This is a genomic window from Kitasatospora papulosa (assembly GCF_000717245.1).
Lineage (GTDB): Bacteria > Actinomycetota > Actinomycetes > Streptomycetales > Streptomycetaceae > Streptomyces > Streptomyces papulosus.
On sequence record NZ_JNYQ01000006.1, the window covers coordinates 49,113 to 74,498 of the forward strand.

The window sequence follows — 25,386 nt, forward strand, 5'->3', positions numbered from 1 at the left end:
ACCCCTGGAGACTGACGACGATGGCCGACCGGGTCACGGTGATCGGCTGGGACGGCTCGCCACTGACAAGAGCCGCCACGGCGGCGCTCTCGGCCGCCACGCTCGTCGCCGGCGCCGGCCACCACCTGGCGCTCGCCGACGTTCCCGAGCGCGCGGAACGCATCCGCCTCGGCAGCGTCGACCTGGCCGCCCGGAGGATCGCCGGCCACCGCGGCAGCGCCGTGGTCCTGGCCGACGGCGACCCCGGCTTCTTCGGTGTCGTACGCACCCTGCGCAAACCGGAGCACGGACTCGAGGTCGAGGTCGTCCCCGCCGTCTCCTCCGTCGCCACCGCCTTCGCCCGTGCCGGCATGCCCTGGGACGACGCGCAGATCGTCGTCGCGCATCCGCGCACCCTGCGCCGCGCGGTCAACGTCATCCGCGCCCACCACAAGGTGGCCGTACTGACGTCACCCGGCGCGGGCCCCGTCGAGCTCGCCCTGCTGCTCGACGGAGTCCACCGCACCTTCGTGATCTGCGAGGAACTCGGCACCGTACGCGAGCGGGTCACCGTCCTGACCTCGGACAAGACAGCCGACCACACCTGGCGCGACCCCAATGTCGTCATCGTGATCGGAGGGGGCCCCGAGACGGCCGCCACCGGCGCCTGGATCGCCGGCCGCCGCCCGGTGAACCCCGAGGGCGTCCGTGGCTGGGCCCTGCCCGCCTCGGCCTACGGCGACACCCGGGAGTCCGGCGAGGGGGAGTCGCCCGGCCTGCGCGCGGCCCAGTTGGCCCGCCTCGGCCCCCGCACCGGTGACCTGGTCTGGGACATCGGATGCGGCGGCGGCGCCCTGGCCGTGGAGGCGGCCCGCTTCGGCGCGGCCGTGCTCGCCGTGGACAGCGACCCCGACGCGTGCGCGCGCACGGCGGCCGCCGCCCGCACCTTCCAGGTGGCCGTCCAGGTCGTCGAGGGCACGGCGCCACACGTCCTGGAACGCCTGCCGGAGCCCGACGTCGTACGGATCGGCGGGGGCGGGGCCCGCGTGGTCACGGCGGTCGCCGACCGGCGGCCGGAACGTATCGTCACCCATGCCTCGAACCGTGACGAGGCCGAGGCGCTGGGAGCGGCCCTCGCGTCGAACGGATACACCGTCGAGTGCGCGCTGCTCCAGTCCATGGAGCTGGACACCTCCGACTGGGCGGAGCGCGAACGCTCCGTCGTCTTCCTGCTCTCCGCGGTGCGTTCCGACCTCGCCCCCTGAAGTGTTCGCGGGGGAGTGCGGGGTAAGCTGACCGATTGTTGTACCGCGCCCGGCTGTTCGATGGTTCGTTCGTCAATGTCCGGAAAAGTGGACTGTATTGGTCCGCGGTGTGGTATAGCGCAACCGGGGGGACGCGCAACGTGGCGTAGTCCACAGCGAGCCGAGGCAGAACTGTCTGTCGCGGCGGCGAACGGCCGCGAGAATGTACACCTCCGCGCGCGTTTCGTGCCGCGCGGGGAGCCCGCTCGTTCTCGTTGACGAGCACCGGCGTGCCGTGGTTCGGGCATCCCGGGCGAAGGGCGAAGGAGCACTGACGATGGGCGAGGGGTACGCATGACTGACACCGGCCAGATCCCGGGCGAGGGACTGCCGGAGAACGCAGGCATGGTGGAGCAGCCGGGCGTCCCCGCCCCGGACGCCTACACCTACCTCGAACCCTCCGAGCACACAGCCGAGGACGACGACCTCCTGCTGATGCCCGCCTCCCAGGGCGCCTGGAGCGACGCCCCGGCCGCTCCGGCGGGCGCGCCGGAGCAGGTCCCCGCGCAGGGCCATGCCGTCAACGGCACGCACGGTGCCGGCGTGACCGACGTCAACGGCGTGCGGATCCCCGCGCACCCGCCCGTACAGGTCCCGGTCGCCGCGGCGCCCGCCGCCCGCCGTCCGCTCCACCGGGGGCCCGCGTCCACCGGGGCGCCCTCCTACGCGGGGCCGCAGACCGGTGGGGTGGTCCGCTCGCTCGCGGACCGTGGACCGGCCGGCCCGCAGAACCCCGTGCCGGCACGGCACGCCGGGCCGCCGACGACCGGCCCCGAGTACTTCGACGCCCCGGCCGACGGACCCGCGCTGCCGGGCCCGCAGCTGGGGGAGATCCCGCCCCAGGGCGTACCGGCCTGGGGCCCGCCCGAGCCCGTGGCGGCCCCGGAGCCGGCCACCGTGCCCGAGCCGTCGGCCCCGGAGGCGGCGGCCCCCGAACCGGCAGGCGTTCCCGAGCCGGCCGCGGTCGCCGAGCCCGCCGTCGTGGCGGAGCCCGTGGCGGTTGCCGAGCCCGCGGTGGAGCCCTCCCCGGTGGAGGCCGCCGAGGTGCCCGTCGCACCGGAGGAGCAGGCCGCGCCCGCCGCGCCGGTCGAGCTCGTCGTACCTGTCGAACCCGTCGCGCCCGCCGAGCCTGTCGCACCTGCCGAGCCGGTCGCGTCCGCAGAAACGGTCGCCCCGCAGCCGGAGGCCGCCGTGGCTCCGGAGACCCCCGCCGAGCCCGCGTCGGAGGCCGTGACCGAGGTCCCGGCCGACGCGCCGGTCGATGCTCCCGCCGAGGCCGCGGTGGACGTTCCCGTCGAGGCCCCGGCCGAGGCGCCCGCCGGGAGCCCGGAACAGGCCCTGCCCGCAGAGCCCCCCGTGGCCGAGGCCGCTCCCGTCGAGCCCGCTCCCGTGGTCGAGGCGGTCGCCGCCCCCGTGACCGAGCCCGAGCAGGTGGCCGGCCTCGCGCAGGAGTCCGTACCCGCCGTGGCGGAGCCCGCAGCGGCCGCGCCCGAGGTCCCCCAGGCCGCGGAACCGGCCCCCGAAGCCGTGGAACCGGCCGGTGGCCGGCAGCCGGAGACCAAGCCCGACATCCAGCCCGAGGCCGCCCCCGAGGCCGTGCAGGCCCCCGATCCCGTCGCCGAGGCCGCGCAGGCCCCTCAGCCCGTCGCCGTGCCGCCGGCCGGACCTCAGACCCTCGGCGAGCCGGAGCCCGACAGCGGACCCGAGATCATCGAGACCCCGGAGGCCGAGCCCTTCGCGGCAGAGGCGCCGGAGGCCGTGGTTCCGGAGGCCCGCGCCGTCGAGGCGGAGGCCCCGGCGGCCGAGGTACCGCCCACCGAGGTCCCGGCCGTGGAGCCCACGGTCCCGGAGGCCCTTCCGGCCGAGGCGGCCCAGGCCCCCGCCGAGGAAACTCCCGAGGAGCCACCGCTCGCGGCGGCCGCCGACGAGCCCCAGGCCGCCGACGAGCCCCAGGCCGCGGACGAGCCCCAGGCCGCCGACGCACCGTCCGAAGCCCGGCCCGGGACCGAAGCCGAAGCGGCTCCCGCATCCCCTCCCGCCCCCGGTTACGACGACGCCGAGCGTGAAGCCGTCCTGCGGGTGATGCGGGAACGGCGGGACATCCGCAACGGCTTCCGCAGCGACCCCATCCCGCACGAGGTCCTCCTCCGTGTCCTGGAGGCGGCCCACACCGCGCCGAGCGTCGGACACTCGCAGCCCTGGGACTTCGTCGTCATCCGCTCCGCGGAGACGCGACGCTCCATGCACGAACTGGCACAGCGGCAGCGGGAGGCGTACGCCAAGTCGCTGCCCAAGGCCCGGGCCAAGCAGTTCAAGGAACTGAAGATCGAGGCCATCCTCGACACCCCGGTGAACATCGTCGTCACCGCCGACCCCACCCGCGGCGGCCGCCACACCCTCGGCCGGCACACCCAGCCGCAGATGGCCCCGTACTCCTCGGCGCTCGCCGTCGAGAACCTCTGGCTCGCCGCCCGCGCCGAGGGCCTCGGCGTCGGCTGGGTCAGCTTCTTCGACGAGCGGGAGATGGTCCGCGCGCTCGGCCTGCCCGAGCACCTCGAGGTCGTCGCCTACCTCTGTGTGGGATACGTCGACGAGTTCCCCGAGGAGCCCGAGCTGTTGCAGGCGGGCTGGTCCAAGCGCCGTCCGCTGTCCTGGGTGGTGCACGAGGAGACGTACGGCCGGCGCGCCCTGCCCGGCGAGGAGCCGCACAACCTCCTCCAGGAGACCATCGCGGGCATCCGTCCCCTGGACGCCAAGGCGCTCGGCGAGGCGTGGGAACGCCAGAAGCGGATGACGAAGCCCGCCGGAGCGCTCGGCATGCTGGAGATCATCTCCGCCCAGCTGTCCGGGCTCTCCCGGCTCTGCCCGCCGCCCGTGCCGGAGCCCGCCGCCGTCGCGATCTTCGCCGGTGACCACGGGGTCCACGCCCAGGGCGTCACGGCGTGGCCGCAGGAGGTCACCGGCCAGATGGTGGCCAACTTCCTCGGGGGCGGCGCCGTCTGCAACGCCTTCGCCGCCCAGGTCGGCGCCGAGGTCTGCATCGTCGACGTCGGTGTCGCCGCCGAACTCCCCGCGACGCCCGGCCTGCTGCCCAGGAAGGTCCGGCCCGGAACGGCCGACTTCACCACCGGTCCCGCGCTCACCCGCGAGGAGGTGCTCGCGGCGATCGAGGTGGGTATCGAGACCGCCCGCGACCTGGTGGCGGCAGGCAACAAGGGCCTGCTCACCGGTGAGATGGGCATCGCCAACACCACCGCGTCAGCCGCGTTGATCTGTGTCTACACCGGCATGGACCCGGCGGAGGTCACCGGCCGCGGTACCGGGATCAACGACGAGATGCACGCCCGCAAGGTCGACGTCGTCCGTCGCGCCCTGGAACTGCACCAGCCCGACCCGACGGACCCGATCGGGGTGCTGGCCGCGGTCGGCGGCCTGGAGCACGCCGCCATGGCCGGCTTCCTGCTGGGCGGCGCCTCACTCCGCACGCCGGTGATCCTGGACGGCGTGAGCGCCGGTGCGGCCGCGCTGGTCGCCCGGGCGATCGCCCCGGAGGCGCTCGCCGCGTGCATCGCGGGCCACCGCAGCGCGGAGCCCGGTCATGTCGCCGCCCTGAACAAGCTCGGTCTGCGCCCGCTGGTCGACCTTGACCTCCGCCTCGGCGAGGGTACGGGCGCGCTGCTCGCGCTCCCCATCGTGCAGAGCGCGGCCCGCGCGATGCACGACGTGGCCACCTTCGACTCCGCGGGTGTCACGGAGAAGTAGCCGGCACCGTGCCCGGACGAGCCCGACCGGCCCGTCCGGGCACCGTTCCGCCCACCCCGGGCCCCACAAGGGCAGTCCCGGGCGGTCAGGGCGCCCTGCCGTCCGGCCCGGTCCCGGCGTATCCCGTGCCGGCCGGCGACGGACGGCCGCTCGCCGGCCCGCCCCGCCCGCGAAGGCCGGGACGGGTGCCAGGGCGCGCCGGAGGCCGGCCGCGAGCCTGCCGTACCGCCCCGGCCACCGCGCCCACCACCCCGTATCGTGGTCCCACGCGTCACCGCCTCACCCCGTCCCCGTCACCGCCGCTCCACCGCCGCAGCGGCCCGCAGCACACCGCACCCTGCACGAGGAGCCCGCACGAGCATGGCCGAGTACGACGAGCACCCCGCCTATCCCGTCGGACTGCGCCTGAACGGGCGCCGCGTCGTCATCGTCGGCGGCGGCCAGGTCGCGCAGCGCCGGCTGCCCGCCCTCATCGCGACCGGGGCCGACATCACCCTGGTGTCCCCGTCCGCGACCGCGTCCGTCGAGGCGATGGCCGACGCCGGTGAGATCCGGTGGGAGCGCCGCCGCTATCAGGACGGCGACCTCACGGACACCTGGTACGCCCTCGTCGCGTCGTCCGACGCGGCCGCCAACGACGCCGCGTCCGCCGAGGCGGAGCGCACCCGTACCTGGTGCGTCCGCAGCGACGACGCCGAGGCCGCGACCGCCTGGACCCCCGCCACCGGCCGCAGCGAGGGCATCACCATCGCCGTCCTCACCACCACCTCGCACGGCCGCGACCCCCGGCACTCCGCCGCGGTCCGCGACGCGATCGTGGAGGGGCTGCGCGACGGCACCCTCGCCGCCCCGCACCACCGGACCCGGGCCCCCGGCGTCGCGCTGGTCGGCGGCGGGCCCGGCGACCCCGACCTGATCACGGTCCGCGGCCGCCGCCTCCTGGCCGAGGCCGACGTCGTCATCGCCGACCGGCTCGGTCCCCGCGACCTCCTCGACGAACTCCCGCCGCACGTCGAGGTGATCGACGCGGCGAAGATCCCGTACGGGCGCTACATGGCGCAGGAGGCGATCAACCAGGCGCTGATCGACCACGCCAAGGCCGGCAAGTCCGTGGTCCGGCTCAAGGGCGGCGACCCGTTCGTCTTCGGCCGGGGCATGGAGGAGGCGCAGGCCCTGGCCGCCGAGGGCATCGCCTGCACCGTCGTCCCCGGTATCTCCAGCTCGATCTCCGTCCCGGGAGCGGCCGGGATCCCGGTCACCCACCGGGGCGTCGCGCACGAGTTCACCGTGGTCAGCGGCCACGTGGCACCCGAGGACCCGCGCTCACTGGTCGACTGGAAGGCCCTCGCGCAACTGCGCGGAACCCTGGTCCTGCTGATGGCCGTCGACAAGATAGGTGCCATCTCCCGGGCCCTCATCGCTCACGGGAAGTCCCCCGAGACACCCGTCGCCCTCGTCCAGGAAGGCACCACCGCCGCCCAGCGCCGGGTCGACGCCACCCTCGCCGACGTCGGTGAGCGGGTCGTCGCGGAGGACGTGCGGCCCCCGGCCGTCATCGTCATCGGTGAGGTCGTGGGCGTGGGCACCGGCCCGGAACCCGCCGGGCCGCTCGACGCGGAGCCGCTCGAAGGCTGATCCGCACCGGCCGCCGTATCCCGCGCCCCCGCCGCCGTACGCCCTCCCCACCCGACAAGGCAGTAGCACCCCGTGGCTGAACCCATCACCGTCGACGACCCGGACGACCCCCGCCTGGCCGACTACACCGGCCTGACCGACGTCGAGCTCCGGCGACGGCGGGAACCCGCCGAAGGCCTCTTCATCGCCGAGGGCGAGAAGGTGATCCGGCGTGCCCGTGACGCCGGGTACGAGATGCGGTCCATGCTGCTCTCGGCCAAGTGGATCGACGTCATGCGCGAGGTGATCGAGGAGACCACCGCACCGGTCTACGCGGTCACACCGGCCCTCGCGGAGCGCGTCACCGGCTACCACGTGCACCGCGGGGCCCTCGCCTCCATGCAGCGCAAGCCGCTCCCCGACACCGGCGCGCTGCTGTCCCCGGGAACGGGGGACGTACGGCGGGTCGCCGTGTTCGAGGACATCGTCGACCACGCCAATCTCGGAGCGGCCTTCCGCAACGCGGCCGCACTCGGGGTCGACGCCGTCCTGCTCACCCCGCGCTGTGCCGACCCGCTCTACCGGCGGGCGGTGAAGGTGTCCATGGGGTCCGTCTTCCACGTCCCGTGGACGCGCCTGACGTCCTGGCCGGAGGATCTCGCCCTGCTGCGACAGGCCGGCTTCACCACGGCCGCGCTGTGTCTCAGCGACCGGTCGATCACCCTCGACGAACTCGTCGCACGGCGGTACGAGAAGCTGGCACTCGTCTTCGGTACCGAGGGCGACGGCCTCACCCCCCGCGCACTCGCGGCGGCCGACGCCCACGTGCGGATCCCGATGGACGCCGGAGTCGACTCGCTCAACGTCGCCGCCGCCTCCGCCGTCGCCTTCTACGCGACCCGGGCCGGCTCCGCCTGACGCACGCGCCCCGTCACCCGGGGCCATCGTGCCGGTGAGGCCGTCGACGGCCCGTGCGCGTCAGGCGGACTCCGGGGCCTCCCGGTGGCCGCCGACGCCGACCAGCCCCGTCTCGTAGGCGACGATGACGGCCTGGACGCGGTCACGGAGTCCGAGCTTGGCGAGGACACGGGCGACGTGGGTCTTGACGGTGGTCTCGGCCAGATGGAGGCGCGCGGCGAGTTCGGCGTTGCTCAGGCCACGGGCCAGCAGGCCCAGGACCTCCAGTTCGCGCGGGGTGAGCGAGGCCAGGTCACGGTGGAGGTCCGCGGTGTCGCCGCCGTGCCGGGCGAAGCGCTGCACGAGGCGGCGGGTGATCGCGGGCGCGAGGAGGGCGTCACCCGTACGGACCGTGCGGACGGCCGAGGCCAGGTGCTCGGGGGTGACGTCCTTGAGGAGGAAGCCGCTGGCCCCGGCCGACAGGGCCGCGTAGACGTACCGGTCGAGGTCGAAGGTGGTCAGGATGACGACCCGGGGTTCGCCGGGGAGCGGAGTCCCACCCGCTCGGACGGGTTCCGCGGGCCGGGAACCGGCGAGGATGCGGCGGGTGGCCTCCAGTCCGTCCATCTCCGGCATCCGGATGTCCATCAGGACCACGTCGGGACGCACGCGCCGGGCCACCTCGACCGCTTCGGCCCCGTTGCCCGCCTCGCCGACGACGTCGATGCCGTCGGCACCCAGGATCATCCGGAACCCGGTGCGGACCAATGTCTGGTCATCGGCCAGGAGCACGCGCGGCGGCTGCTCGGTCACAGTGCCTCCAGAGGGATCAGCGCTTCCACACGGTAGCCGCCGGCGGGGCACGGGCCGGTGCTCAGGGTCCCCCCGTAGACGGTGAGACGCTCACGCAGACCGATCAGGCCCCTGCCGTTCCCGGCACCCGCGCCCGCGCCTCCGCCGGTGTCGGTGACCTCCACCCGGAGCCGTTTCGGTGCGTACTCGACCGTCACCGAGGCGCCGGCACCGGACGCGTGCTTCACGGTGTTGGTCAGGGCCTCCTGGACCACACGGTAGGCCGCGAGCCCGATGCCGGACGGGACGGCGCGGGGCCGGCCCGTCACCGTCAGGTCGACGGGCAGTCCGGCGTCCCGGACCCGTCCGACGAGCGTGCCCAACTGGTCCAGGCCGGGCTGCGGGGACAGCTCCTCGCCCGCCTCGGCCCCGTCCGTCCGCCCGCCCTCGGCGTCCATGGTGAGCAGGCCCATGACGTGCCGCAGCTCGGTCATGGCGGCGCGGCCGCCCGCCTCGACGGCGAGCAGCGCCTCGCCGGCCTGCCCGGGCGATCTCTCCATGATCGTGCGGGCGGCACCCGCCTGAATGATCATCACGCTGACATGGTGCGTGACGACGTCGTGCAACTCGCGCGCGATCCTGGCCCGTTCGTGCTCGACGGCCCCGCGCAGCGCCTCGGCCTGTTCGCGTTCCAGGGCGAGGAGCCGGGTGCGGCCCTCGTCGGTCCTGAGCTTCCAGGTGCGCAGCCCGACCGCGGCCCCGGCCATCGGGACCAGGATGAGCAGGGCGATGTACTCGTTCGGGACGATCGGTGTCACCGAGTTCCCCGCGGTGCCGACCAGGGCGACCGACACCGGAAGCGCCGCCAGGGTCGCCACCCGGTACGGGCTGTACACGGCGGCGCTGTAGACGGCCACGACGAACGCGTAGAACGTGAGCCGCAGGACGGCTCTGCGGGGTGGCCAGCGTCGCGGCCGTCACGACACAGAGCACGGCGAGCGGATGGCGGCGACGCAGCGCCAGGGCGCCCGAAGCGACGGCCGCGAGCGTCACCATCAGGGCCAGGCCACCGGTGCCGGACGGGCGAGGGACGGCGACCTCCACACCGGGTGCGATCTCACGCAGCACGACGTTGTCCACGTTGTCGATGCCGTAGTAGACGGTGCTGACACCGATCACCAGAGCCACCAGCACGTCGAACTGCCGCGCCCGGCGGCTGAGCCGCAGCGGCGGGCCGGTCCGGGCCCCGGCGTCGAGGACCGCCTCGCGGACCGGAGCCCGAAACCGCTCCAGCGCCGTACGCACGTTCGTCACCGGTTCATTGTCGCCGCCGTCCGGATCCTGGGGGTCCTCCTCGGGGACCGTCCCGCGGGGACCCGCCTGCATCGGGCGCCTACATCGCAAGGATGACGGTCCGACACCCGGGAGACGACGCGGAAACGAGCCCGGTCAGGGGGCGGACGCCTCCACCGGCCGCACCGCGGCCCCGTCGTACGTGTCCGACTGGGTGCCGCCCAGCCCGCGTGCGGGGCCCTGGCAGCCCTGTGCGGCCGCGATCCCCAGCGCGACCAGCAGCGTCACCACGACGAAGACGACGAGCCGCTGGCGCAGCAGCCGGGGATTGGCGGGCCGCCGCTTGCCGGCCTTCCCCGCCGACGTCGTCCGGACGCCGGACCGGGAGGCCTGCCGGCCGTTCGTCCCCTGCCCCGGCGGCAGCTGGCCGGAGCGCGACCCACTGCGCGGGGCCCGCGACTGCGAGCCGCCGGTACGAGGGGCCGGGCGGGACGAGGTGGAGCGCCGCCCCGGGGACCGCGACGGCCGGGAGGAGCTCCCCGCCGTGCGCCGGGTCGACTGTTCGGTGTACTGGCCTTCCAGCCGGCCGGTCGGCCGGTCCAGCTCCTGCTCGCTCCGCTGCGCGGGTGGCCGCCGCTCCTGCAGTCCCTGCGCCTCGCGTGCGGCGATCTCCTTGAGCCGCATGGAAAGCTGCAGCGTGCTCGGCCGCTCCTCCGGATCCTTCGCCAGACACGCCCGTACGAGCGGGGCGAGCGCGTCGTGCACGTCGAACAGATGCGGTTCCTCGTGGACCACCCGGTAGAGCATCACCTCGGAACTGCCGTGCCCGAAGGGTGAGTCGGCCGTCGCCGCGTAGGCCAGGGTGGCGCCCAGCGAGAAGACGTCCGTCGCGGGCGTCACCGCCGCGCCGCGCACCTGCTCGGGCGCCAGGAAGCCGGGTGAACCGACGGCTGTCCCGACATGGGTGAGGGTGCTGGCCCCGGTCGCCCAGGCGATACCGAAGTCGATGATCCGGGGGCCCTTGGGGGAGAGGAGGATGTTCGACGGCTTCAGGTCCCGGTGGACGACACCGGCCTCGTGCACCGCCACCAGCCCCTCCGACAGGGCGGCCCCGATCGAGGCCACCTCGGCGGCCGGGAGCGGACCCTCCTCGGCGACCTTGTCGTGGAGAGAGGGGCCGGGCACGTACTGCGTCGCGAACCAGGGGCGGTCCGCTTCCAGGTCGGCGGCCACCAGACGGGCCGTACAGCCGCCGCGGATCCTCCGGGCGGCCGACACCTCGCGTGCGAAGCGGGAGCGGAACTCCTGATCCTCCGCCAGGTCCGGCCTGATCACCTTGAGCGCCACCCGCTGGCCCCTGCGGTCGGAACCCAGGTAGACGACGCCCATGCCACCCGCGCCGAGCCGCCGGTGCAGCCTGAACGATCCGACGACACGCGGATCCTCGCGCCGGAGCCGCATCATCGCCATCGTCTGCCCATCCCCGCTGCCGGTCCGCCTGACGAGGCACAGCTTACGTACCCGGCGCGCGGCGCGCTCAGAGGCCGCGCCCTCGTCGGCGCATCGATTGTCAGTGCCCGGTGGGAGGATCGACGAGTGGTCAGGGAGCCGGTGATCCAGGTTCCGTGGCCCGTGCGAGATCTCAAAGGACCGTCGCAGAAGGGGGATTGGATCGATGAAGGGCGATCGTGTGGAAATAGTCGTGGACGCGGGTGACACGACCAGGACGTACGAGGTGGTGGCCTCCAGGGCAGGCCGCCGGGTGGAGACAGCCGTCCGCCGGGGTGTGGTGGAAGTGAGTGAAGTCACCCGAAGTGGATCAGTTGTCCGTACCGCCCGCTTCATGGCGACCCGGGTGCTCGCCCTGGTCGAACAGCCGGTCCCCCGGGAGGACGCCTCCGAGCGTCCTCCGGCGGGTGGCCCCGACGCGTAGACGCCTCCGCCGCGTGGATCGCCGGCCGGTGGACCTGCCCGGTGACCGGGCCGGCAACTCCACGCGCACCCCTCACCCGTCCGGCTGAAGGGCGGCAGGACCGACGGCCCGGTGAAGGAACGGCCGCTCCCCGCAGGCCACGGGAAGCGGCCGTCCCTCCGCCGCTTCCCGTGCCGCCCCACCGATCTCCCGGATACCAGGGAGATCTACGCCCACCCCTAGGTGCTGGGTGCCGTAACCACCGCCACTTCTCCACCCAGGGGAGTACGCCGAAGGCGGCCTACTCATCCTCCGGGAGGCCAGCCATTCGGTACGCGGGCATGACGCCGAACGGTCCCCGTCTCCCTAGTCTTGGAATCGAGCGGCGGGTGCGGAACTCGTCCCCCGAGGCCGGACGCCCGCCGCTCCACGACAGGTCAGGAGAGGAACCATGGCGGACACGGCCGCGCGGACCATCATCCGCGCGCAGGGACGCAGGGCGTACGCCTCGCTCGGCGCACGCCCGTCCGGCACGCGCCACCCGCTGGTGGCCACAGCCATGGTCCTTCCTCTGGCGGCCCTGCTGGTCGTCCTGTTCGGCGGCTGGGACGCAGTGGTCACACAGGCGTCGTCCGTGGGCGTGATGCTGGGGCGCTGAGCGGCGCCCCGGGTCCGGAAGAGCGGTCCGGACCGGGACATCCGGCCAACAGCCCCGTGGGGACGGGGGTGCGGCGGACGGCAGCGTTTGTCCGGCCAGCTGGGGAGCTGGCCGGACATCGCGCTGTCCGGCCCCTTTCCGTGGTGGCCGCGTACGATCACCGCCGGGGCCTGCCGCGCGGCCGGCCGATCACCCGCGGGAGCAGAGCCGATGACCACCACTCCTGTCGTACGCGCCCTGGGCGACCTCGCGCACGGCAGCGCGCACCCCGCAACGACCGCGTGCTCCTGCCCCCCGCCCCAGGTGCTCGCCGACCGGAACGACGGCACGGTGGTCCGCAGCGGTCCGGTCGTCGCCAAGGCGCACGCCGCGGACTCCGACACCCGCGCCCTCATGGCCCGGCTGTCCCTGGCCGCCTCACCCCCGCTCGCCGGAATCCTGCTCCCGCCGCTCCCCGCCCCGGACGTGCCGCCCGCCGGCGCCGGGGACCGCACGGTCAGCCTCTGGCCGTACGGGCGGCCCGTGGACCCCTCCGACCCCGACGCGGCCCCCTGGGAGGAAGCCGCCGTCCTCCTGGCCCGTCTGCACCGCACGCCGCCGCCCCGTCCGCTCCCGCCGATGCGCGGACCGGTCAAAGCCGCCCGGGCCGTCGCGCGGATGTGCCGGGCCGTACCCGGGGGCCCGTGCACGGCCCCGGTGCTGGCCGCCTGGCGAGGGCTGCCGGGCTGGGCCCGCGCCGAGAACCCGGTACCCCCGCACCGCGACGGCTACCTCTGCCACGGCGATCTGCACCTCGGCCAGCTCGTCCGGCACCCCGCACCCCAGGGCCCCTGGCTGCTGATCGACATGGACGACGCGGGCCTCGGCGACCCCGCCTGGGACCTGGCACGGCCCGCCGCCTGGTACGCGGCGGGGCTGCTGCCGCCAGGGATCTGGCTGCGCTTCCTCGACGCCTACCGGGCCGCCGGTGGCCCGGCCGTGCGCGCCGACGGGGACCCGTGGCCGGAGCTGGACGTCGTGGCGCGGGCGCTCACGGTGCAGACCGCCGCGCTCGCCCTGGCCAAGTCCGCGGCGGAAGAGCGTAGTCCGGATGAGGTGGAACAGTTGATGATCGATGCATGTGTCCGCATTGCCTCCCTCCCGCCCGAGTTGGTGTCCGAACCCCCGTCGTAGGGTGAAGCGACCGCCGCCGGGCATGCATCCGGCGACGTCTCGCGACTGAGGAGCCGATTCGATGATCCAGTGCCCCAAGTGTCATGCCCAGATGCACACCTACAACCGCAACGGTGTCCAGATCGAGCAGTGCAGCGGCTGCCGGGGGATATTCCTCGACTACGGCGAGCTGGAGTCCCTGACCCGGCTGGAGTCGCAGTGGGCGCAGCAGGCCCCGCCGGCGCCGCCCGCCCCGCAGGCCTACCCCGCCGCGCCGGCCCCCGCCTGGGGCGCGCCGCACCAGGGCGGTCACTACGGCGGCCACCACCGCCAGAAGAGCTTCGGCAGGATGCTGTTCAGTTCCTGATCCCGTGTCCTGAACCGGTTCGCCCGCAGGGCGGGTCCGGGTTCCGTGCCCGGACCCGCATTGCATACGGTCGACGGACTTCCGTTCGTGATCTAGTCATCGCCGGAGCCGGTGCCTAGAGTGCGGGTGCATGAACTTCCTCGACAGGTCCCGAACTGTCGCGCCCCCGGGGTGGAGCCGTTGGCTCGTGCCGCCCGCCGCGCTCGCCGTGCACCTCTCCATCGGACAGGCCTACGCCTGGAGCGTGTTCAAGCCCCCGCTCGAATCCGCTCTCGGCCTTTCGGGTACCGCCAGTGCTCTTCCGTTCCAGCTGGGCATCGTCATGCTCGGCCTCTCCGCCGCGTTCGGCGGCACCCTCGTCGAACGCAACGGCCCCCGCTGGGCGATGTTCGTCTCGCTCGTCTGTTTCTCCTCCGGTTTCCTCGTCGCCTCGCTCGGCGCCGCGACCGGCCAGTACTGGCTGGTCGTCCTCGGCTACGGCTTCATCGGCGGCATAGGCCTCGGCATCGGCTACATCTCGCCCGTCTCCACCCTCATCAAGTGGTTCCCCGACCGGCCCGGCATGGCCACCGGCATCGCCATCATGGGATTCGGCGGCGGCGCCCTCATCGCCTCACCCTGGTCGACCGGGATGCTGGAGAGCTTCGGCACCGACCGTTCCGGCATCGCCACGGCCTTCCTCGTCCACGGAGTCGTCTACGCGGCCTTCATGGCACTCGGCGTCCTCCTCGTGCGGGTGCCGGCCGACGGCTGGCTCCCCGACGGCTGGGAACCGAAGCAGGAGACCCGCAGGCTCGTCACGAACGCCCAGGTCTCCGCCCGCAACGCCCTGCGCACCCCGCAGTTCTGGTGCCTGTGGGTGGTCCTCTGCATGAACGTCACCGCGGGCATCGGCATCCTGGAGAAGGCCGTGCCGATGATCCAGGACTTCTTCACGGACACCTCCACCCCGGTCTCGGTCTCCGCGGCGGCGGGCTTCGTCGCCCTGCTCTCCCTGGCCAACATGGGCGGTCGCCTCCTGTGGTCCTCCACCTCGGACCTGATCGGCCGCAAGAACATGTACCGGGTCTATCTCGGCGTCGGCGCCCTCATGTACGTGGTCATCGCCCAGCTGGGCAACGACTCCAAGCCGCTCTTCATCTGCTGCGCGCTCGTGATCCTCTCCTTCTACGGCGGAGGCTTCGCGACCGCTCCCGCCTACCTGCGGGACCTCTTCGGGACGTACCAGGTGGGAGCCATCCACGGCCGGCTGCTGACCGCGTGGTCCACGGCGGGGGTACTCGGCCCGCTCATCGTCAACCGGGTCGCGGACGCGGGGGAGCGGGCGGGGCACAGCGGCCCCAGCCTCTACACGACCTCGCTCACCATCATGATCGGGCTGCTGGTCGTCGGCTTCGTCGCCAACGAATGCATCCGCCCGGTCCACGCACGCTTCCACGAGGCACCGGAAGGGAGCCCCCGTGTCCACCAGCAGTCGTAAGCCACTCATGGTGTTCGTCTGGCTCTGGGTCGCCGTCCCGTTCGCCTACGGACTGTACGAGCTCGCCCGTAAGGCCACCCAGCTCTTCACCGGCTGAGACCCGGCTCCGCGCACGACAGAACCCCCGGTCGTCGAGACGACCGGGGGTTCCGGATGGTGCGCGATACTGGGATTGAACCAGTGACCTCTTCCGTGTCAGGGAAGCGCTCTCCCGCTGAGCTAATCGCGCAGGGTGACCCTGCGTGTACTGCGTGCGCGATACTGGGATTGAACCAGTGACCTCTTCCGTGTCAGGGAAGCGCTCTCCCGCTGAGCTAATCGCGCGGGGATCCTTGCGGACCGGTGGACGATACTGGGATTGAACCAGTGACCCCTTCCGTGTCAGGGAAGTGCTCTCCCGCTGAGCTAATCGTCCTTGGAGGTGGAGACGGGATTTGAACCCGTGTAGACGGCTTTGCAGGCCGTTGCCTCGCCTCTCGGCCACTCCACCAGGGATGGGGGTTCGGGAAGATCCCCCACCTTCTGCGAGCGGACGACCAGGTTCGAACTGGCGACCTCAACCTTGGCAAGGTTGCGCTCTACCAACTGAGCTACGTCCGCTTGTCTTTCCCGGTCGGCTTGCGCTTCCCGGCGACGTGTTGAACTCTAGCGGATTCCCGGGCCAGCACAAAAACGCGTTTGCGCAGCGTGCTGCGGCAGCGCCGCCCGCCGCAGGTCACCGGGTGCCGTCCTAGACTCGGTCACGTGCGCGACCTCACCCCTCTCGCCCGCTTCGGTGGCCTCGTCGCCACCGGTCTGCGGGACGTCACCAGCGATCCGGCCGCCCTCGAATCATCCGGCTTCTGGGCGGTGTGTGCCGACTTCGAGGGCCGTCTCGTCTGTGCCCGCTTCGACACCGTGCGTGCCGAGGAGGTGCCCCTCCCGGTACCCGGCGCCTGGCAGGGCCCCTCTCCCGAGGAGTGGACGTCCTCACTCGACAAGGCCGCCTACACGGCGGGCGTACGACGGATCCGTGAACACATCGCGGCCGGCGAGGTCTACCAGGCCAACCTCTGCCGTGTCCTGTCCGCGCCGCTGCCTGGCCCCCGGGCCGACGTGGACGCCCTCACCGCGCTGCTGGCCCGTGGCAACCCGGCCCCCTACGCCGGCACGCTCCGGCTCCCGGAGCACGGCGTGGAGGTCGCGACGGCCTCCCCCGAACTCTTCCTGGCGCGTGACGGCCGGACCGTGGAGTCCGGACCGATCAAGGGGACCGGACGCACCGAGGACGACCTGCTGGAGAAGGACCACGCGGAGAACGTGATGATCGTGGACCTGGTCCGCAACGACATGGGCAGGGTCTGCGTGCCCGGCAGCGTGAGCGTCCCCGGTCTCTGTACCGTGGAGAAGCATCCCGGACTGGTCCACCTCGTCTCCACCGTGCGCGGGCGGCTCGCCGACGGTGCCGGGTGGCCCGAGCTGCTCACCGCCGCGTTCCCGCCCGGCTCCGTCACGGGCGCGCCCAAGTCCAGCGCGCTCGGGATCATCGAGGCGCTGGAGACGGCCCCGCGCGGTCCCTACTGCGGAGCGGTCGGCTGGGTGGACGCCGACCGGGGCGCCGCGGAGCTGGCCGTCGGCATACGGACCTTCTGGATCGACCGCACGGGGCCCTCGCCCCTCCTCCGCTTCGGTACCGGGGCCGGCATCACCTGGGGTTCGGACCCGGAGCGGGAGTGGGCGGAGACCGAGCTCAAGGCCGCGAGGCTGCTCGCTGTAGCGTCGGGGGCCCACCAGGCGGGCGCCCACCAGGCAACAGGAAGGACCGCGTCATGAGGATCTGGGTCAACGGCGGGCTGCGGGACGCCGACGACGCCCGGCTGTCCGTGCTCGACCACGGGCTGACCGTGGGGGACGGCGTCTTCGAGACGGTCCGGGTCGCCGACGGCCGGCCCTTCGCCCTCACCCGTCACCTCGAGCGGCTGACCCGCTCGGCCAGGGGGCTGGGCCTGGCCGAACCCGACCACGACGTCGTCCGCCGTGCGGTGACGGCCGTCGTCGAGGCCGGCCCCGTGGAGCTCGGACGGCTGCGGATCACCTACACCGGCGGCCTCTCGCCCCTCGGCTCCGACCGCGGCGACGCCGCGCCCAGCCTGGTCGTCGCCCTGGGCGGGACGACCCGTCGGCCCGACAGCACCGCCGTCGTCACCGTCCCCTGGACGCGCAACGAGCGCGGCGCCGTGACGGGCCTCAAGACCACCTCCTACGCGGAGAACGTCGTCGCCCTCGCGCGCGCCCACGAGCACGGTGCCTCCGAGGCGATCTTCCCGAACACCGTCGGACAGCTCTGCGAGGGCACCGGCTCCAACGTCTTCGTCGTACTCGACGGCCGGATCCACACCCCGCCGATCGCCTCGGGGTGCCTCGCCGGCATCACCCGTGCGCTGACGCTGGAGTGGACGGGCGCCCAGGAGACCGAGCTTCCGCTCGACGTGCTCGAACGGGCCGACGAGATCTTCCTGACCTCCACACTCCGCGACATCCAGGCCGTCCACCGGGTCGACGGACGGGAGCTGCCCGGCGCTCCCGGACCCGTGACGGCGAAGGCCATGCGGGTCTTCGAGGAGCGTGCGGCGGGTGATCTCGACCCGTGAGGCGGGCCGGCCCGGGGGAACGGATCCCGTAAAGAGGGTGACGGCCCGCCGCCCAGCGGATAGAACACCCTGATGACCACGACCATCCGGCCGGCCGGGCCGGTCCAGCAAGGCGCCGACGGCGCGCGGGCACGCACGTACGACGTGTGCGACAACGGGCGGCCCGTGGGAGCCGTCGGCATCTCCACCGACCCGGCGTTCGGCCCGTCGGCGGGCATACTCCGGTCGCTCGGGATCGACGAGGCGCACCGCCGGCGCGGGCGCGGCACCATCGCCGCCCTCGCGGCCGAGGAGGTGCTCCGCGGCTGGGGGTGCACCCAGGTCCGCCTGGTTGCCCCCGCGGACAACGGCGCCGCCCGGTCCCTGGCGGCCGTGCTCGGCTACACCGAGCGCAGCCGGAACATGCTGAAGACCCTCCGGCGAACGGCTCCCGCGCTGCCTCCCGGGGTCACCGGGCGCCGGATGACGCAGAGGGAGTTCGACGCGTGGGCGGCCGTCAGCGTCGGGACGTACGCGCGGAGCTGGATGGAGCGCGGTGTGCCTCAGGAGCAGGCCCGGCGCAAGTCCGAGACGGACCACGCCGCGAACCTGCCGGACGGGCTGGCCACCCCCGGCATGTACTTCCACGTCCTCGTCCACGACGGCGCCGTCGTCGGCCACGTCTGGGTGGCACGGCGCGAGGAGCCGGAAGGCCAGGACCTCGGCTACGTCTTCGACGTCGAGGTGCGGGAGGAGCACCGGGGGCGCGGCTACGGGCGGGCGCTGATGCACCTGGCCGAGGACGTCACGCTCGACGCCGGCCTCGGACTGCTCGGCCTGCACGTCTTCGCCTCCAACACCCCGGCGCTGCGCCTGTACGAGTCGCTCGGCTACGAGGTGACGCAGTACAACCTGGCCAAGGCGCTGTAGCGGAGCGGGGCTCGCCGGTCAGCCCTGGCCGGCGAGCAGCCGGTCGGCGATCTCCTCGATGCGCTCCCGCAGCCCCTCCTGGCTCTTCCCGCCGTCCAGTCGCTCGTCCCCGATCACATAGGTCGGGGTGCCGGTGACGCCGATCGCCTTGCCCTCGGCCTGGTCCGCGTCCACGATGAGCAGGTGCCGGCCGTCGATGAGCGCGGTGTCGAACTCCTCGGCGTCCAGGCCCAGTTCGGCCGCCACCTCGATCAGCAGGGGCTCGCCCGAACGGGCCAGCTCGGCGGTCCGTGCCAGTACGGCCTCGATGTACGGCCAGCCCTTGCCCTGGACGACGGCCTCCTCGGCGGCCTGCGCCGCCGCGTACGCGTGCTTGTGCTTCTCCAGCGGGAAGTGACGCAGCCGGACCTCCAGCCGGTCGCCGTAGCGTGCGCGCAGCGCGTGGACGTCGGAGAGGGCCAGGTGGCAGTCGGGGCACTCGAGCTCGCACCAGACGTCGAGGACGACCGGCGCTGCGGAGGAGGAATCGCTCATGCGGCCAGTCTTCCAGGCCGTACCGGCGCCTCCCAATCGGGACCTGGGGAGGAGTGCGGCCCTGAAAAGTCCCTGATGTGGCCCGGCACCGTGGCTCCCGGGGCGGTGACCGGTGCAGGATGGAAGGGACGTGTCCCGATCGCTGGAGGTTCCGATGCTTGCCGAGACCATCTGTTCCGCGGTGTCGGCGGCCGGCCTCGGCATCGCCGCGATCACCGCCTACCGGAAGCGGTTCCTGACGGCGACCCGCATCCTCGCCTACTCCCTGGTGCCCGTCGGTCTGGTGATGACGGGTGTCGTCCAGTGGGTGTCGGACATCGCCTTCAAGCCGAGCGTCTGGATCGGCTTCGGCCTGCTGGCCGCGGCCTGGCTGCTCTTCATGACCACGCGCGCCGTGGAGCGGCGCAGCGGTTCGACCCGCAAGGAGCGCAAGGCGGCGAGGGCGGCCGGAAGCAGGGCCGCGGTGGCGCCGGCCGCGTCGTCACCCTCACCCGCCTCCGCGGCCGGAGCGACGGCCCCGCAGAGGCAGGGGCGGCCCGAGAAGGGGCAGGGGGCCGCGCCGGGCGACGACTTCAGCGACATCGAGGCCATCCTGAAGAAGCACGGGATCTGACGGAGGGCTCGGGACCGCGCCGCTGCGGCGCCTCGTGCGGAAGCGGGGTGGTGTCCGGAGGGTGAATCGATTCATGGCGGATCGGCTCACCGAAGCCCCCGCCCGGGTCCCCTGGCTCGGTATATTCGGGTCGCGCCGCGCTGATCTTGACGGTATCCCGGAGGTCCGGTTAGCGTCGCAAAAGGATTGAAACAATTCAATCCTACGGGGCTCGGTCCGGGCGGCACCATGTGCGCGGACCACGTCGCGCGTCGGTGGACGGGCCAGCGGCCCGGCGCCGGTGCGCGGCGGCGACAAGCATCAGTGGGGCAGGGCAAGTGGGGCGTGTGGCAGGGATCAAGGACGTGGCCCGGCAGGCCGGAGTCTCGGTGGGCACGGTCTCCAATGTGATCAACCGCCCCGAGGCGGTGCTTCCCGACACCCGGGCCCGTGTGCTCGCGGCGATCGAGGACCTGGGATACGTGCGCAGCGAGTCCGCCCGGCAGCTCAGGGCGGGACGCAGCCGCATCATGGCGCTGCTCGTGCTGGACATGGGCAATCCGTTCTTCGTCGACATCGCCCGCGGCGCCGAGCGTGCGGCCCGCGACGCCGGTCTCGGCGTGATGGTCTGCAACAGCGGCCAGAGCCCGGAGGAGGAGGCCGACTACCTCGGGCTGTTCGCCGAGCAGCGGGTCTGCGGGGTGCTGATCACCCCGGCCGACGCCGGCGGTGGCAACCTCGAGGCCTTCGCGCGCCACCGGATCCCGTACGTGCTGGTCGACCGTGTGGCGGCGTCCACCGACAGCTGTGCCGTCTCCGTGGACGACGTGCGGGGCGGGACGCTCGCCGTCGGGCACCTCGTCCAGGCGGGCCACCGTTCCGTCGCCTATGTGAGCGGGCCCGGCGACCTCCACCAGATCCGGGACCGCCGTGAAGGCGCCCTCGCGGCCCTCGCCGAGGCGGGCCTCGGCCCCGAGGCACTCGTGGAGATCCCCTCCGACCGTCTGGACGTGGCGGCGGGCCGCGACGCGGGGGCCAGGCTGCTCGGCCTCGTCCCCCGGCCGACCGCGGTGTTCTGCGCCAACGACCTGCTGGCGCTCGGTGTGCTGCAGTCGCTGTACGCGGCCGGTGTGCGGGTGCCGCAGGACGTCGCCATCGTCGGCTACGACGACATCGAGTTCGCCGCGGCCGCGGCCGTGCCCCTCACCTCGGTCCGGCAGCCCGCCGTGGTGATGGGCAGGATGGCGGCGGAGCTCCTCCTGGAGGAGGCGGACGACGAGAACGGCGGCCACCGGCACCGGAGTGTGGTCCTCCAGCCGGAACTCGTCGTACGCGCCTCCAGCGCCGCCCCGCGCTGACGTCGCGGGCCTGACGCGCGGGCCCGACGCGTGAGCCCCGTGCGCGTGTCTGACCGAGCGGTGCGACAGGCCCAAGCGGCCGGTGAGGGGTGTGCGGGGCGAACGTGTGCGGGGACTTCGGACGGGGGAGCGAATCCGTACAACCCGGAGCGGGTGAACTACCCCTGCGAAGGGGTCTGTTGATCGCCAACAGGGGCGACTCTGCGTCATGATCGCTACGAGATGGTGGACACCTCCCGGGGCGACGCCCCCGCATCCCCTGCCGAAGAGCCCCGTGGCTGCCTCTTCGCGCTTTCCCAGCCGCCGCTGATGATCTTCCTGACGGTGGTCGGCGGCCTGTTGCTGATGGCCGCCCTGCACGATCTCTTCCTCCTGTGAGCGGCCGGCCTCCGACGAGCGGCCGGCTTCCCGCGGGTGGACGCCGGGCCCGGACGCCGGCCGCCCCGCAGGGCCGGCCCCCTCCCGGCGGCGTACCGCCGCCACGAGGCGCGAAGCCGGTCAGCCCGCCGCTTCCCGGCGCCTGGCACGGTAGGCGGCGACGTGGAGCCGGTTGCCGCAGGTGCGGCTGGAGCAGTAGCGGCGGGAGCGGTTGCGCGACAGGTCGACGAAGGCGTCCCGGCAGTCCGGAGCCTCGCAGTGCCGCAGCCGGTCCTGCTCTCCCGCCACGACGATGAAGGCCAGGGCCATCCCGCAGTCGGCCGCGAGGTGGTCCGCGACGGAGGCGTCCGGCGCGAAGTAGTGGATGTGCCAGTCGTAGCCGTCGTGGTTCGTGAGCTGCGGCGTGGTGCCGGCGGCGGCCACCAGAGCGTTGACCAGGTCGGCGGCGGTGCGGGCGTCGGGTGCCGCGAATATCTCGGCGAAGCGGCTCCGGACGTCCAGCACGGCCCGCAGGTCCTTGTCGCCGAGGGCTCCCACGCCGCTGATGTGGTGGCGCTCCGCGAAGGCGTACAACGCCGTGAGGTCCGCGAGTCCGTCGCCCGAACCCTCCTCGGATGCGGTGTTCACCAGATCGACCACCACGTCGAGGGCGATCCGGGTGTCGTGAGGGATCAGCACGTTTCGCTCCCTGGCCTCCGGCGGACGGGCGTCCGCCGATGCCGGCTGACTCTACTGGCTCGGCGGAGGCGCTCAGGGCCCGGTGCGGGCCCGGCGGGGCCGTCGAGACCTCTCCCGCACCCGCCGGCGCCTGGAGGGCCGCCTGGCGGCTCCAGGGGCCGTCGGGCGGGAGGCGTGGGGCGCAAGAGATGGGTGGTGCGGATGTGGCGACGCCGCTCGCGGCCGTCGCCGTCAGCGGTGCGGCGCCCCGTGAGGGCCGGCCGGGCAGGAGCCCATGTCCCGCCCGGCGGCACACCCGCGCCGCCGCCGCGGTGGGTTCCGCGGCGACGGCGCCGGTGTCTGCCCTATGAGGTTGTCCGCGTGACGCCGTCTCCCCGAGTCGGACGGCGTCCCGCAGCTCTCGGCCTGGCTCAGCTCTCGGCCAGGATGTGTGAGAGCTCCGTGTCGAGGTCGAAGTGACGATGCTCGGTGCCGGGCGGTACCGCGGCGTCGGTCCTCTTAAGGAACGACTCCAGGGCCCTTGCCGGGGCCTCCAGCAGGGCTTCTCCCTCCGGGGAGCTCAGTGCGATGCAGACGACGCCTTGGCCGTGACTTCGAGATGGCCAGACGCGGACGTCTCCGGTGCCGGTGGGCCGGTGCAGCCCTTCGGCAAGGAGGTCACGGGCGAAAACCCATTCGACCGTCTCCTCCGCTCCGGTGTGGAAGGTGGCGTGCACGGCATAGGGATCGGCCGTGTCATACCGCAGGCCCGCGGGTACAGGCAGTGAGGACTCGCTCGACACAACGAGGCGCAGGTGCAGCTCGCAGCTGACCGTGGTGTTCATAAGCGCCAGGGCCTTTCGCTCAGTGTGCGCTCGGGGATTCGCACGTCGGCGAAATCGACATGCCACCTACGGTGGCGTTGTAAACCCCTCTGACCTATTTGTGATGCTTCAGGTCCCTCGTCCAGCGGTGTGTAACTTTGCGTCATGCGTCCATTCCGGTGACGATCGACGTTCCGGTAGGTTGGGCTTCATGAACGCGGAGAGTGACGAGCGGAAAGAGGTCGCCGCGACGGTGGCCCCGGGGTCCGCTGCGGGGGACGGGAACACGGCGGAGCGTGAGCTGGGCTCACGGGCGCCCGGGTTCATCAAGGGTTCGAGGGTTCTCCATCTGAGCTGGCAGGTCGGGATCTTCGTCGTCGGCCTCGCCGTGGTCGGGGCGGGCATCGTGATGCTGCCGCTGCCCGGCCCGGGGTGGCTGGTGATCTTCGGCGGCATGGCGATCTGGGCGACGGAGTTCGTCTGGGCGCAGCTGGTCCTGCGCTGGACCCGGCGCAAGGTCACCGAGGCGGCGCAGCGCGCCCTCGATCCCAAGGTCAGGCGCCGCAACATCATCCTCACCACGGTGGGGCTCGTGATCATCGCGGTGCTGGTCGGGATCTACGTCTGGAAGTTCGGCATCGTGATGCCTTGGAAGATCGATCAGTGACCCGGAGGTGGTCCGGCGGCACCCCTGACATGGGGTAATGTTTGCGGTGCGCCGGGGCGATTAGCTCAGTGGGAGAGCGCTTCGTTCACACCGAAGAGGTCACTGGTTCGAACCCAGTATCGCCCACCCCGGTCCTAGGGCCCGGAAGCTTCTCAGAAGCTTCCGGGCCCTAGGCGTTTCCGTGCCGTGTCCCGCACCGTGATCTCCGCCGACCGTTCGGCCCGTCGTCACGCCACCGAAATTTCGTCCTAACCGTTGACGCGCCCCCTGCCGCTCCATACTTTTGCCCGGCAAGCGCTTTCTAAAACGATTCAATGCGAACGGTGGGGGCGAGCTATGTCTCGTAACAACGGCATGGACAGGCGGCAGCTGCTGAAGCTGGCCGGCCTCTCGGCGGCCGGTCTCGGGCTGACCGCGGCCGGTTGCGGTTCGGGCAGCGGCGGTTCCGGTGGTCCGGTCACCATCCGTCACGCGTGGTGGGGAGCGGACGACCGAGCCAAGAAGGTCCAGCAGTGCGTCGGCCTCTTCGAGAAGAAGCACCCGAAGATCAAGGTCAAGACGGACTTCCAGCAGTACCCGGACTTCTGGAAGAAGTTCAACACGCAGGCGGCGGGCGGCAACCCCCCGGACGTCATCCAGAACGCCGTCACCTTCCTGCGCAAGTACGAGGCGAAGAACGTCCTCCTCGACCTCGGCCCCCAGGCGGAGAAGGGCAACCTCGACCTCGGCGGCTTCCGCTCCGGGCTGGAGAAGTTCGCCGAGATCGACGGCAAGCTCCTCGGCGTGCCGGTCGGCAGCAACTCGATGGCCCTGGTCATCGACGAGAAGGTGTACGAGAAGGCAGGGATCACACCCGAGGCCGGCTGGACCTGGGACGACTGGTACGCCGCCCTCCGGAAGATCAAGGACGGCCAGAAGATCGCCGGTGACGCCGGACCGTACGGCGTGATGTACCTGTACGACCTGATCCTGCGCCAGAACGGCAAGGCCTTCTTCACCGAGGACGGCATGGGCTTCGGCGAGGCCGAACTGCTGCCGTACTGGACCGAGGCCCTCGAGCGGGTCGAGGCGGGACTCTACGCCGACCCCGGCAAGGTCGAGCAGATCAAGCCCGCCTCGGCGACCGCCAAGGGCCTCTCCGCCGGCGAGTTCACCTGGGACAACTTCTCCGTCCGCTACAGCGCGGAGGGCAGCAGCAGCTACGGCCTCGCGCCCATCCCGAGCACCGACGGGAAGAAGACCGGCCAGTACCTCGGGTCGCTCATGCTGAGCGGAACCGCCCGCACCGAGCACCCCGCCGAGGTGGCCACCTTCATCAGCTTCATGACCCACGACCCCGAGGTCGCGCGGATCATGGGATACGACCGCGGCGTTCCCGCCACCACCGCGCAGTTCGAGGCCTTCCAGCCGACCGACGCCCCCAGCAAGGCCATCGCCGCGTACGAGACCTCGATCGCCGACGCGGGCGTCCTCGAGCCCATCACCCCGCACCCGGCGGGCGCGGACGTCATCGAGGCGGCCTTCCTGCGCATCGGCGCCGACCTGGCGCTGGGCAAGACCTCGCCGAAGGACTCCGTGAAGCAGTTCTTCTCCGAGGCGAAGACCGCCCTCGCCGCGAACTGAGAGG

At 72.8% G+C, this 25,386-nt stretch carries 23 protein-coding genes, 6 tRNA genes and 1 pseudogene; 19 read left to right on the forward strand and 11 right to left on the reverse strand.

Features of this window, described 5'->3' with window-relative positions; all coding sequences use genetic code 11:
- The first annotated feature begins 20 nt into the window (after positions 1-20).
- The 4 genes from cbiE to IA22_RS0119075 all read left to right on the forward strand — a co-directional run bounded on the left by cbiE (position 21) and on the right by IA22_RS0119075 (position 7,577).
- On the forward strand, positions 21-1,244 hold the full coding sequence (gene cbiE / locus IA22_RS0119060; protein ID WP_015576445.1) for a precorrin-6y C5,15-methyltransferase (decarboxylating) subunit CbiE: 1,224 nt from the start codon (positions 21-23) through the stop codon (positions 1,242-1,244).
- A gap of 333 nt (positions 1,245-1,577) precedes the next feature.
- Positions 1,578-5,045 carry a nicotinate-nucleotide--dimethylbenzimidazole phosphoribosyltransferase gene (gene cobT / locus IA22_RS0119065; RefSeq protein ID WP_030124266.1) on the forward strand — a complete coding sequence of 1,156 codons (3,468 nt, stop codon included), beginning with the start codon at positions 1,578-1,580 and terminating at the stop codon, positions 5,043-5,045.
- A gap of 360 nt (positions 5,046-5,405) precedes the next feature.
- Positions 5,406-6,680: a uroporphyrinogen-III C-methyltransferase gene (cobA, locus tag IA22_RS0119070; RefSeq protein ID WP_030124267.1), complete on the forward strand. Its 1,275-nt coding sequence runs from the start codon at positions 5,406-5,408 to the stop codon at positions 6,678-6,680.
- 72 nt (positions 6,681-6,752) lie between these two features.
- Positions 6,753-7,577 (forward strand): TrmH family RNA methyltransferase, encoded by an 825-nt coding sequence (locus IA22_RS0119075; RefSeq protein WP_030124268.1) that lies wholly within the window; start codon positions 6,753-6,755, stop codon positions 7,575-7,577.
- 60 nt (positions 7,578-7,637) lie between these two features.
- On the opposite strand, the gene IA22_RS0119080 is transcribed toward IA22_RS0119075, so the two are convergent.
- The 3 genes and pseudogenes from IA22_RS0119080 to IA22_RS0119090 form a co-directional block, all read right to left on the reverse strand.
- Positions 7,638-8,303, reverse strand: a complete 666-nt coding sequence (locus IA22_RS0119080) for a LuxR C-terminal-related transcriptional regulator (protein WP_239987816.1) — start codon at positions 8,301-8,303, stop codon at positions 7,638-7,640.
- A 62-nt stretch (positions 8,304-8,365) separates the two neighbouring features.
- Positions 8,366-9,734, reverse strand: a pseudogene (locus IA22_RS34160) (sensor histidine kinase).
- A gap of 63 nt (positions 9,735-9,797) precedes the next feature.
- The gene (locus tag IA22_RS0119090; protein ID WP_030124270.1) at positions 9,798-11,111 is read right to left on the reverse strand and encodes a serine/threonine-protein kinase; all 1,314 of its coding nucleotides are present in this window, start codon (positions 11,109-11,111) and stop codon (positions 9,798-9,800) included.
- Positions 11,112-11,316: 205 nt separating this feature from the next.
- On the opposite strand from IA22_RS0119090, the gene IA22_RS0119095 reads away from it, so the two are divergent.
- The 6 genes from IA22_RS0119095 to IA22_RS38265 all read left to right on the forward strand — a co-directional run bounded on the left by IA22_RS0119095 (position 11,317) and on the right by IA22_RS38265 (position 15,307).
- Positions 11,317-11,574 carry a hypothetical protein gene (locus IA22_RS0119095; protein ID WP_014157290.1) on the forward strand — a complete coding sequence of 86 codons (258 nt, stop codon included), beginning with the start codon at positions 11,317-11,319 and terminating at the stop codon, positions 11,572-11,574.
- A 430-nt stretch (positions 11,575-12,004) separates the two neighbouring features.
- Positions 12,005-12,211, forward strand: a complete 207-nt coding sequence (locus IA22_RS0119100) for a hypothetical protein (protein ID WP_015576436.1) — start codon at positions 12,005-12,007, stop codon at positions 12,209-12,211.
- 210 nt (positions 12,212-12,421) lie between these two features.
- Positions 12,422-13,384, forward strand: a complete 963-nt coding sequence (locus IA22_RS0119105) for a phosphotransferase family protein (protein WP_030124271.1) — start codon at positions 12,422-12,424, stop codon at positions 13,382-13,384.
- Positions 13,385-13,445: 61 nt separating this feature from the next.
- Positions 13,446-13,730, forward strand: coding sequence for a TFIIB-type zinc ribbon-containing protein (locus IA22_RS0119110; protein ID WP_014157293.1), 285 nt, complete (start codon positions 13,446-13,448; stop codon positions 13,728-13,730).
- A gap of 130 nt (positions 13,731-13,860) precedes the next feature.
- On the forward strand, positions 13,861-15,210 hold the full coding sequence (locus IA22_RS0119115; RefSeq protein WP_014157294.1) for an L-lactate MFS transporter: 1,350 nt from the start codon (positions 13,861-13,863) through the stop codon (positions 15,208-15,210).
- A 7-nt stretch (positions 15,211-15,217) separates the two neighbouring features.
- Positions 15,218-15,307: an MFS transporter small subunit gene (locus tag IA22_RS38265; protein WP_413251899.1), complete on the forward strand. Its 90-nt coding sequence runs from the start codon at positions 15,218-15,220 to the stop codon at positions 15,305-15,307.
- Positions 15,308-15,364: 57 nt separating this feature from the next.
- On the opposite strand, the gene IA22_RS0119125 is transcribed toward IA22_RS38265, so the two are convergent.
- The 5 genes from IA22_RS0119125 to IA22_RS0119145 form a co-directional block, all read right to left on the reverse strand.
- Positions 15,365-15,439: transfer RNA gene (locus IA22_RS0119125), tRNA-Val, on the reverse strand.
- A 23-nt stretch (positions 15,440-15,462) separates the two neighbouring features.
- Positions 15,463-15,534, reverse strand: a tRNA-Val gene (locus tag IA22_RS0119130).
- A gap of 19 nt (positions 15,535-15,553) precedes the next feature.
- A tRNA-Val gene (locus tag IA22_RS0119135) sits at positions 15,554-15,625 on the reverse strand.
- 1 nt (position 15,626) lies between these two features.
- A tRNA-Cys gene (locus IA22_RS0119140) sits at positions 15,627-15,700 on the reverse strand.
- Between the two features lie 37 nt (positions 15,701-15,737).
- A tRNA-Gly gene (locus IA22_RS0119145) sits at positions 15,738-15,810 on the reverse strand.
- Between the two features lie 144 nt (positions 15,811-15,954).
- On the opposite strand from IA22_RS0119145, the gene IA22_RS0119150 reads away from it, so the two are divergent.
- The 3 genes from IA22_RS0119150 (at position 15,955) to IA22_RS0119160 (ending at position 18,749) form a co-directional block, all read left to right on the forward strand.
- Complete coding sequence (locus IA22_RS0119150) at positions 15,955-17,022, forward strand: chorismate-binding protein (protein ID WP_015576432.1); 1,068 nt, start codon at positions 15,955-15,957, stop codon at positions 17,020-17,022.
- Positions 17,019-17,840, forward strand: coding sequence for an aminotransferase class IV (locus IA22_RS0119155; RefSeq protein WP_030124272.1), 822 nt, complete (start codon positions 17,019-17,021; stop codon positions 17,838-17,840). Before IA22_RS0119150 ends, IA22_RS0119155 begins: the two co-directional genes overlap by 4 nt.
- A 72-nt stretch (positions 17,841-17,912) precedes the next feature.
- Positions 17,913-18,749 (forward strand): GNAT family N-acetyltransferase, encoded by an 837-nt coding sequence (locus IA22_RS0119160; protein ID WP_014157298.1) that lies wholly within the window; start codon positions 17,913-17,915, stop codon positions 18,747-18,749.
- A gap of 18 nt (positions 18,750-18,767) precedes the next feature.
- On the opposite strand, the gene IA22_RS0119165 is transcribed toward IA22_RS0119160, so the two are convergent.
- A complete protein-coding gene (locus IA22_RS0119165; RefSeq protein ID WP_014157299.1) occupies positions 18,768-19,283 on the reverse strand; it encodes a DsbA family protein in 516 nt (171 codons plus the stop codon).
- Between the two features lie 154 nt (positions 19,284-19,437).
- Between IA22_RS0119165 and IA22_RS0119170 the strand changes: the two genes are divergently transcribed.
- The 3 genes from IA22_RS0119170 to IA22_RS37150 all read left to right on the forward strand — a co-directional run bounded on the left by IA22_RS0119170 (position 19,438) and on the right by IA22_RS37150 (position 21,611).
- Positions 19,438-19,896 (forward strand): hypothetical protein, encoded by a 459-nt coding sequence (locus tag IA22_RS0119170; RefSeq protein ID WP_014157300.1) that lies wholly within the window; start codon positions 19,438-19,440, stop codon positions 19,894-19,896.
- A gap of 317 nt (positions 19,897-20,213) precedes the next feature.
- A complete protein-coding gene (locus IA22_RS0119175) occupies positions 20,214-21,233 on the forward strand; it encodes a LacI family DNA-binding transcriptional regulator (protein WP_030124273.1) in 1,020 nt (339 codons plus the stop codon).
- A gap of 222 nt (positions 21,234-21,455) precedes the next feature.
- The gene (locus tag IA22_RS37150; RefSeq protein WP_014157302.1) at positions 21,456-21,611 is read left to right on the forward strand and encodes a hypothetical protein; all 156 of its coding nucleotides are present in this window, start codon (positions 21,456-21,458) and stop codon (positions 21,609-21,611) included.
- A gap of 120 nt (positions 21,612-21,731) precedes the next feature.
- Here the strand turns inward: IA22_RS37150 and IA22_RS0119185 are convergent, their stop codons facing one another.
- Both IA22_RS0119185 and IA22_RS0119190 read right to left on the reverse strand, forming a co-directional pair.
- Entirely contained in the window at positions 21,732-22,289 is a 558-nt protein-coding gene (locus tag IA22_RS0119185; protein ID WP_030124274.1) for a CGNR zinc finger domain-containing protein, read from the reverse strand.
- Positions 22,290-22,699: 410 nt separating this feature from the next.
- Positions 22,700-23,113 carry an SsgA family sporulation/cell division regulator gene (locus IA22_RS0119190; protein ID WP_003959770.1) on the reverse strand — a complete coding sequence of 138 codons (414 nt, stop codon included), beginning with the start codon at positions 23,111-23,113 and terminating at the stop codon, positions 22,700-22,702.
- Between the two features lie 190 nt (positions 23,114-23,303).
- Here IA22_RS0119190 and IA22_RS0119195 point away from each other — a divergent pair, with 190 nt between their 5' ends.
- The 3 genes from IA22_RS0119195 to IA22_RS0119205 all read left to right on the forward strand — a co-directional run bounded on the left by IA22_RS0119195 (position 23,304) and on the right by IA22_RS0119205 (position 25,382).
- A complete protein-coding gene (locus IA22_RS0119195) occupies positions 23,304-23,759 on the forward strand; it encodes a TIGR02611 family protein (RefSeq protein WP_014157304.1) in 456 nt (151 codons plus the stop codon).
- Between the two features lie 54 nt (positions 23,760-23,813).
- Positions 23,814-23,885, forward strand: a tRNA-Val gene (locus IA22_RS0119200).
- 210 nt (positions 23,886-24,095) lie between these two features.
- Complete coding sequence (locus IA22_RS0119205; RefSeq protein WP_030124275.1) at positions 24,096-25,382, forward strand: ABC transporter substrate-binding protein; 1,287 nt, start codon at positions 24,096-24,098, stop codon at positions 25,380-25,382.
- Positions 25,383-25,386 lie beyond the last annotated feature (4 nt).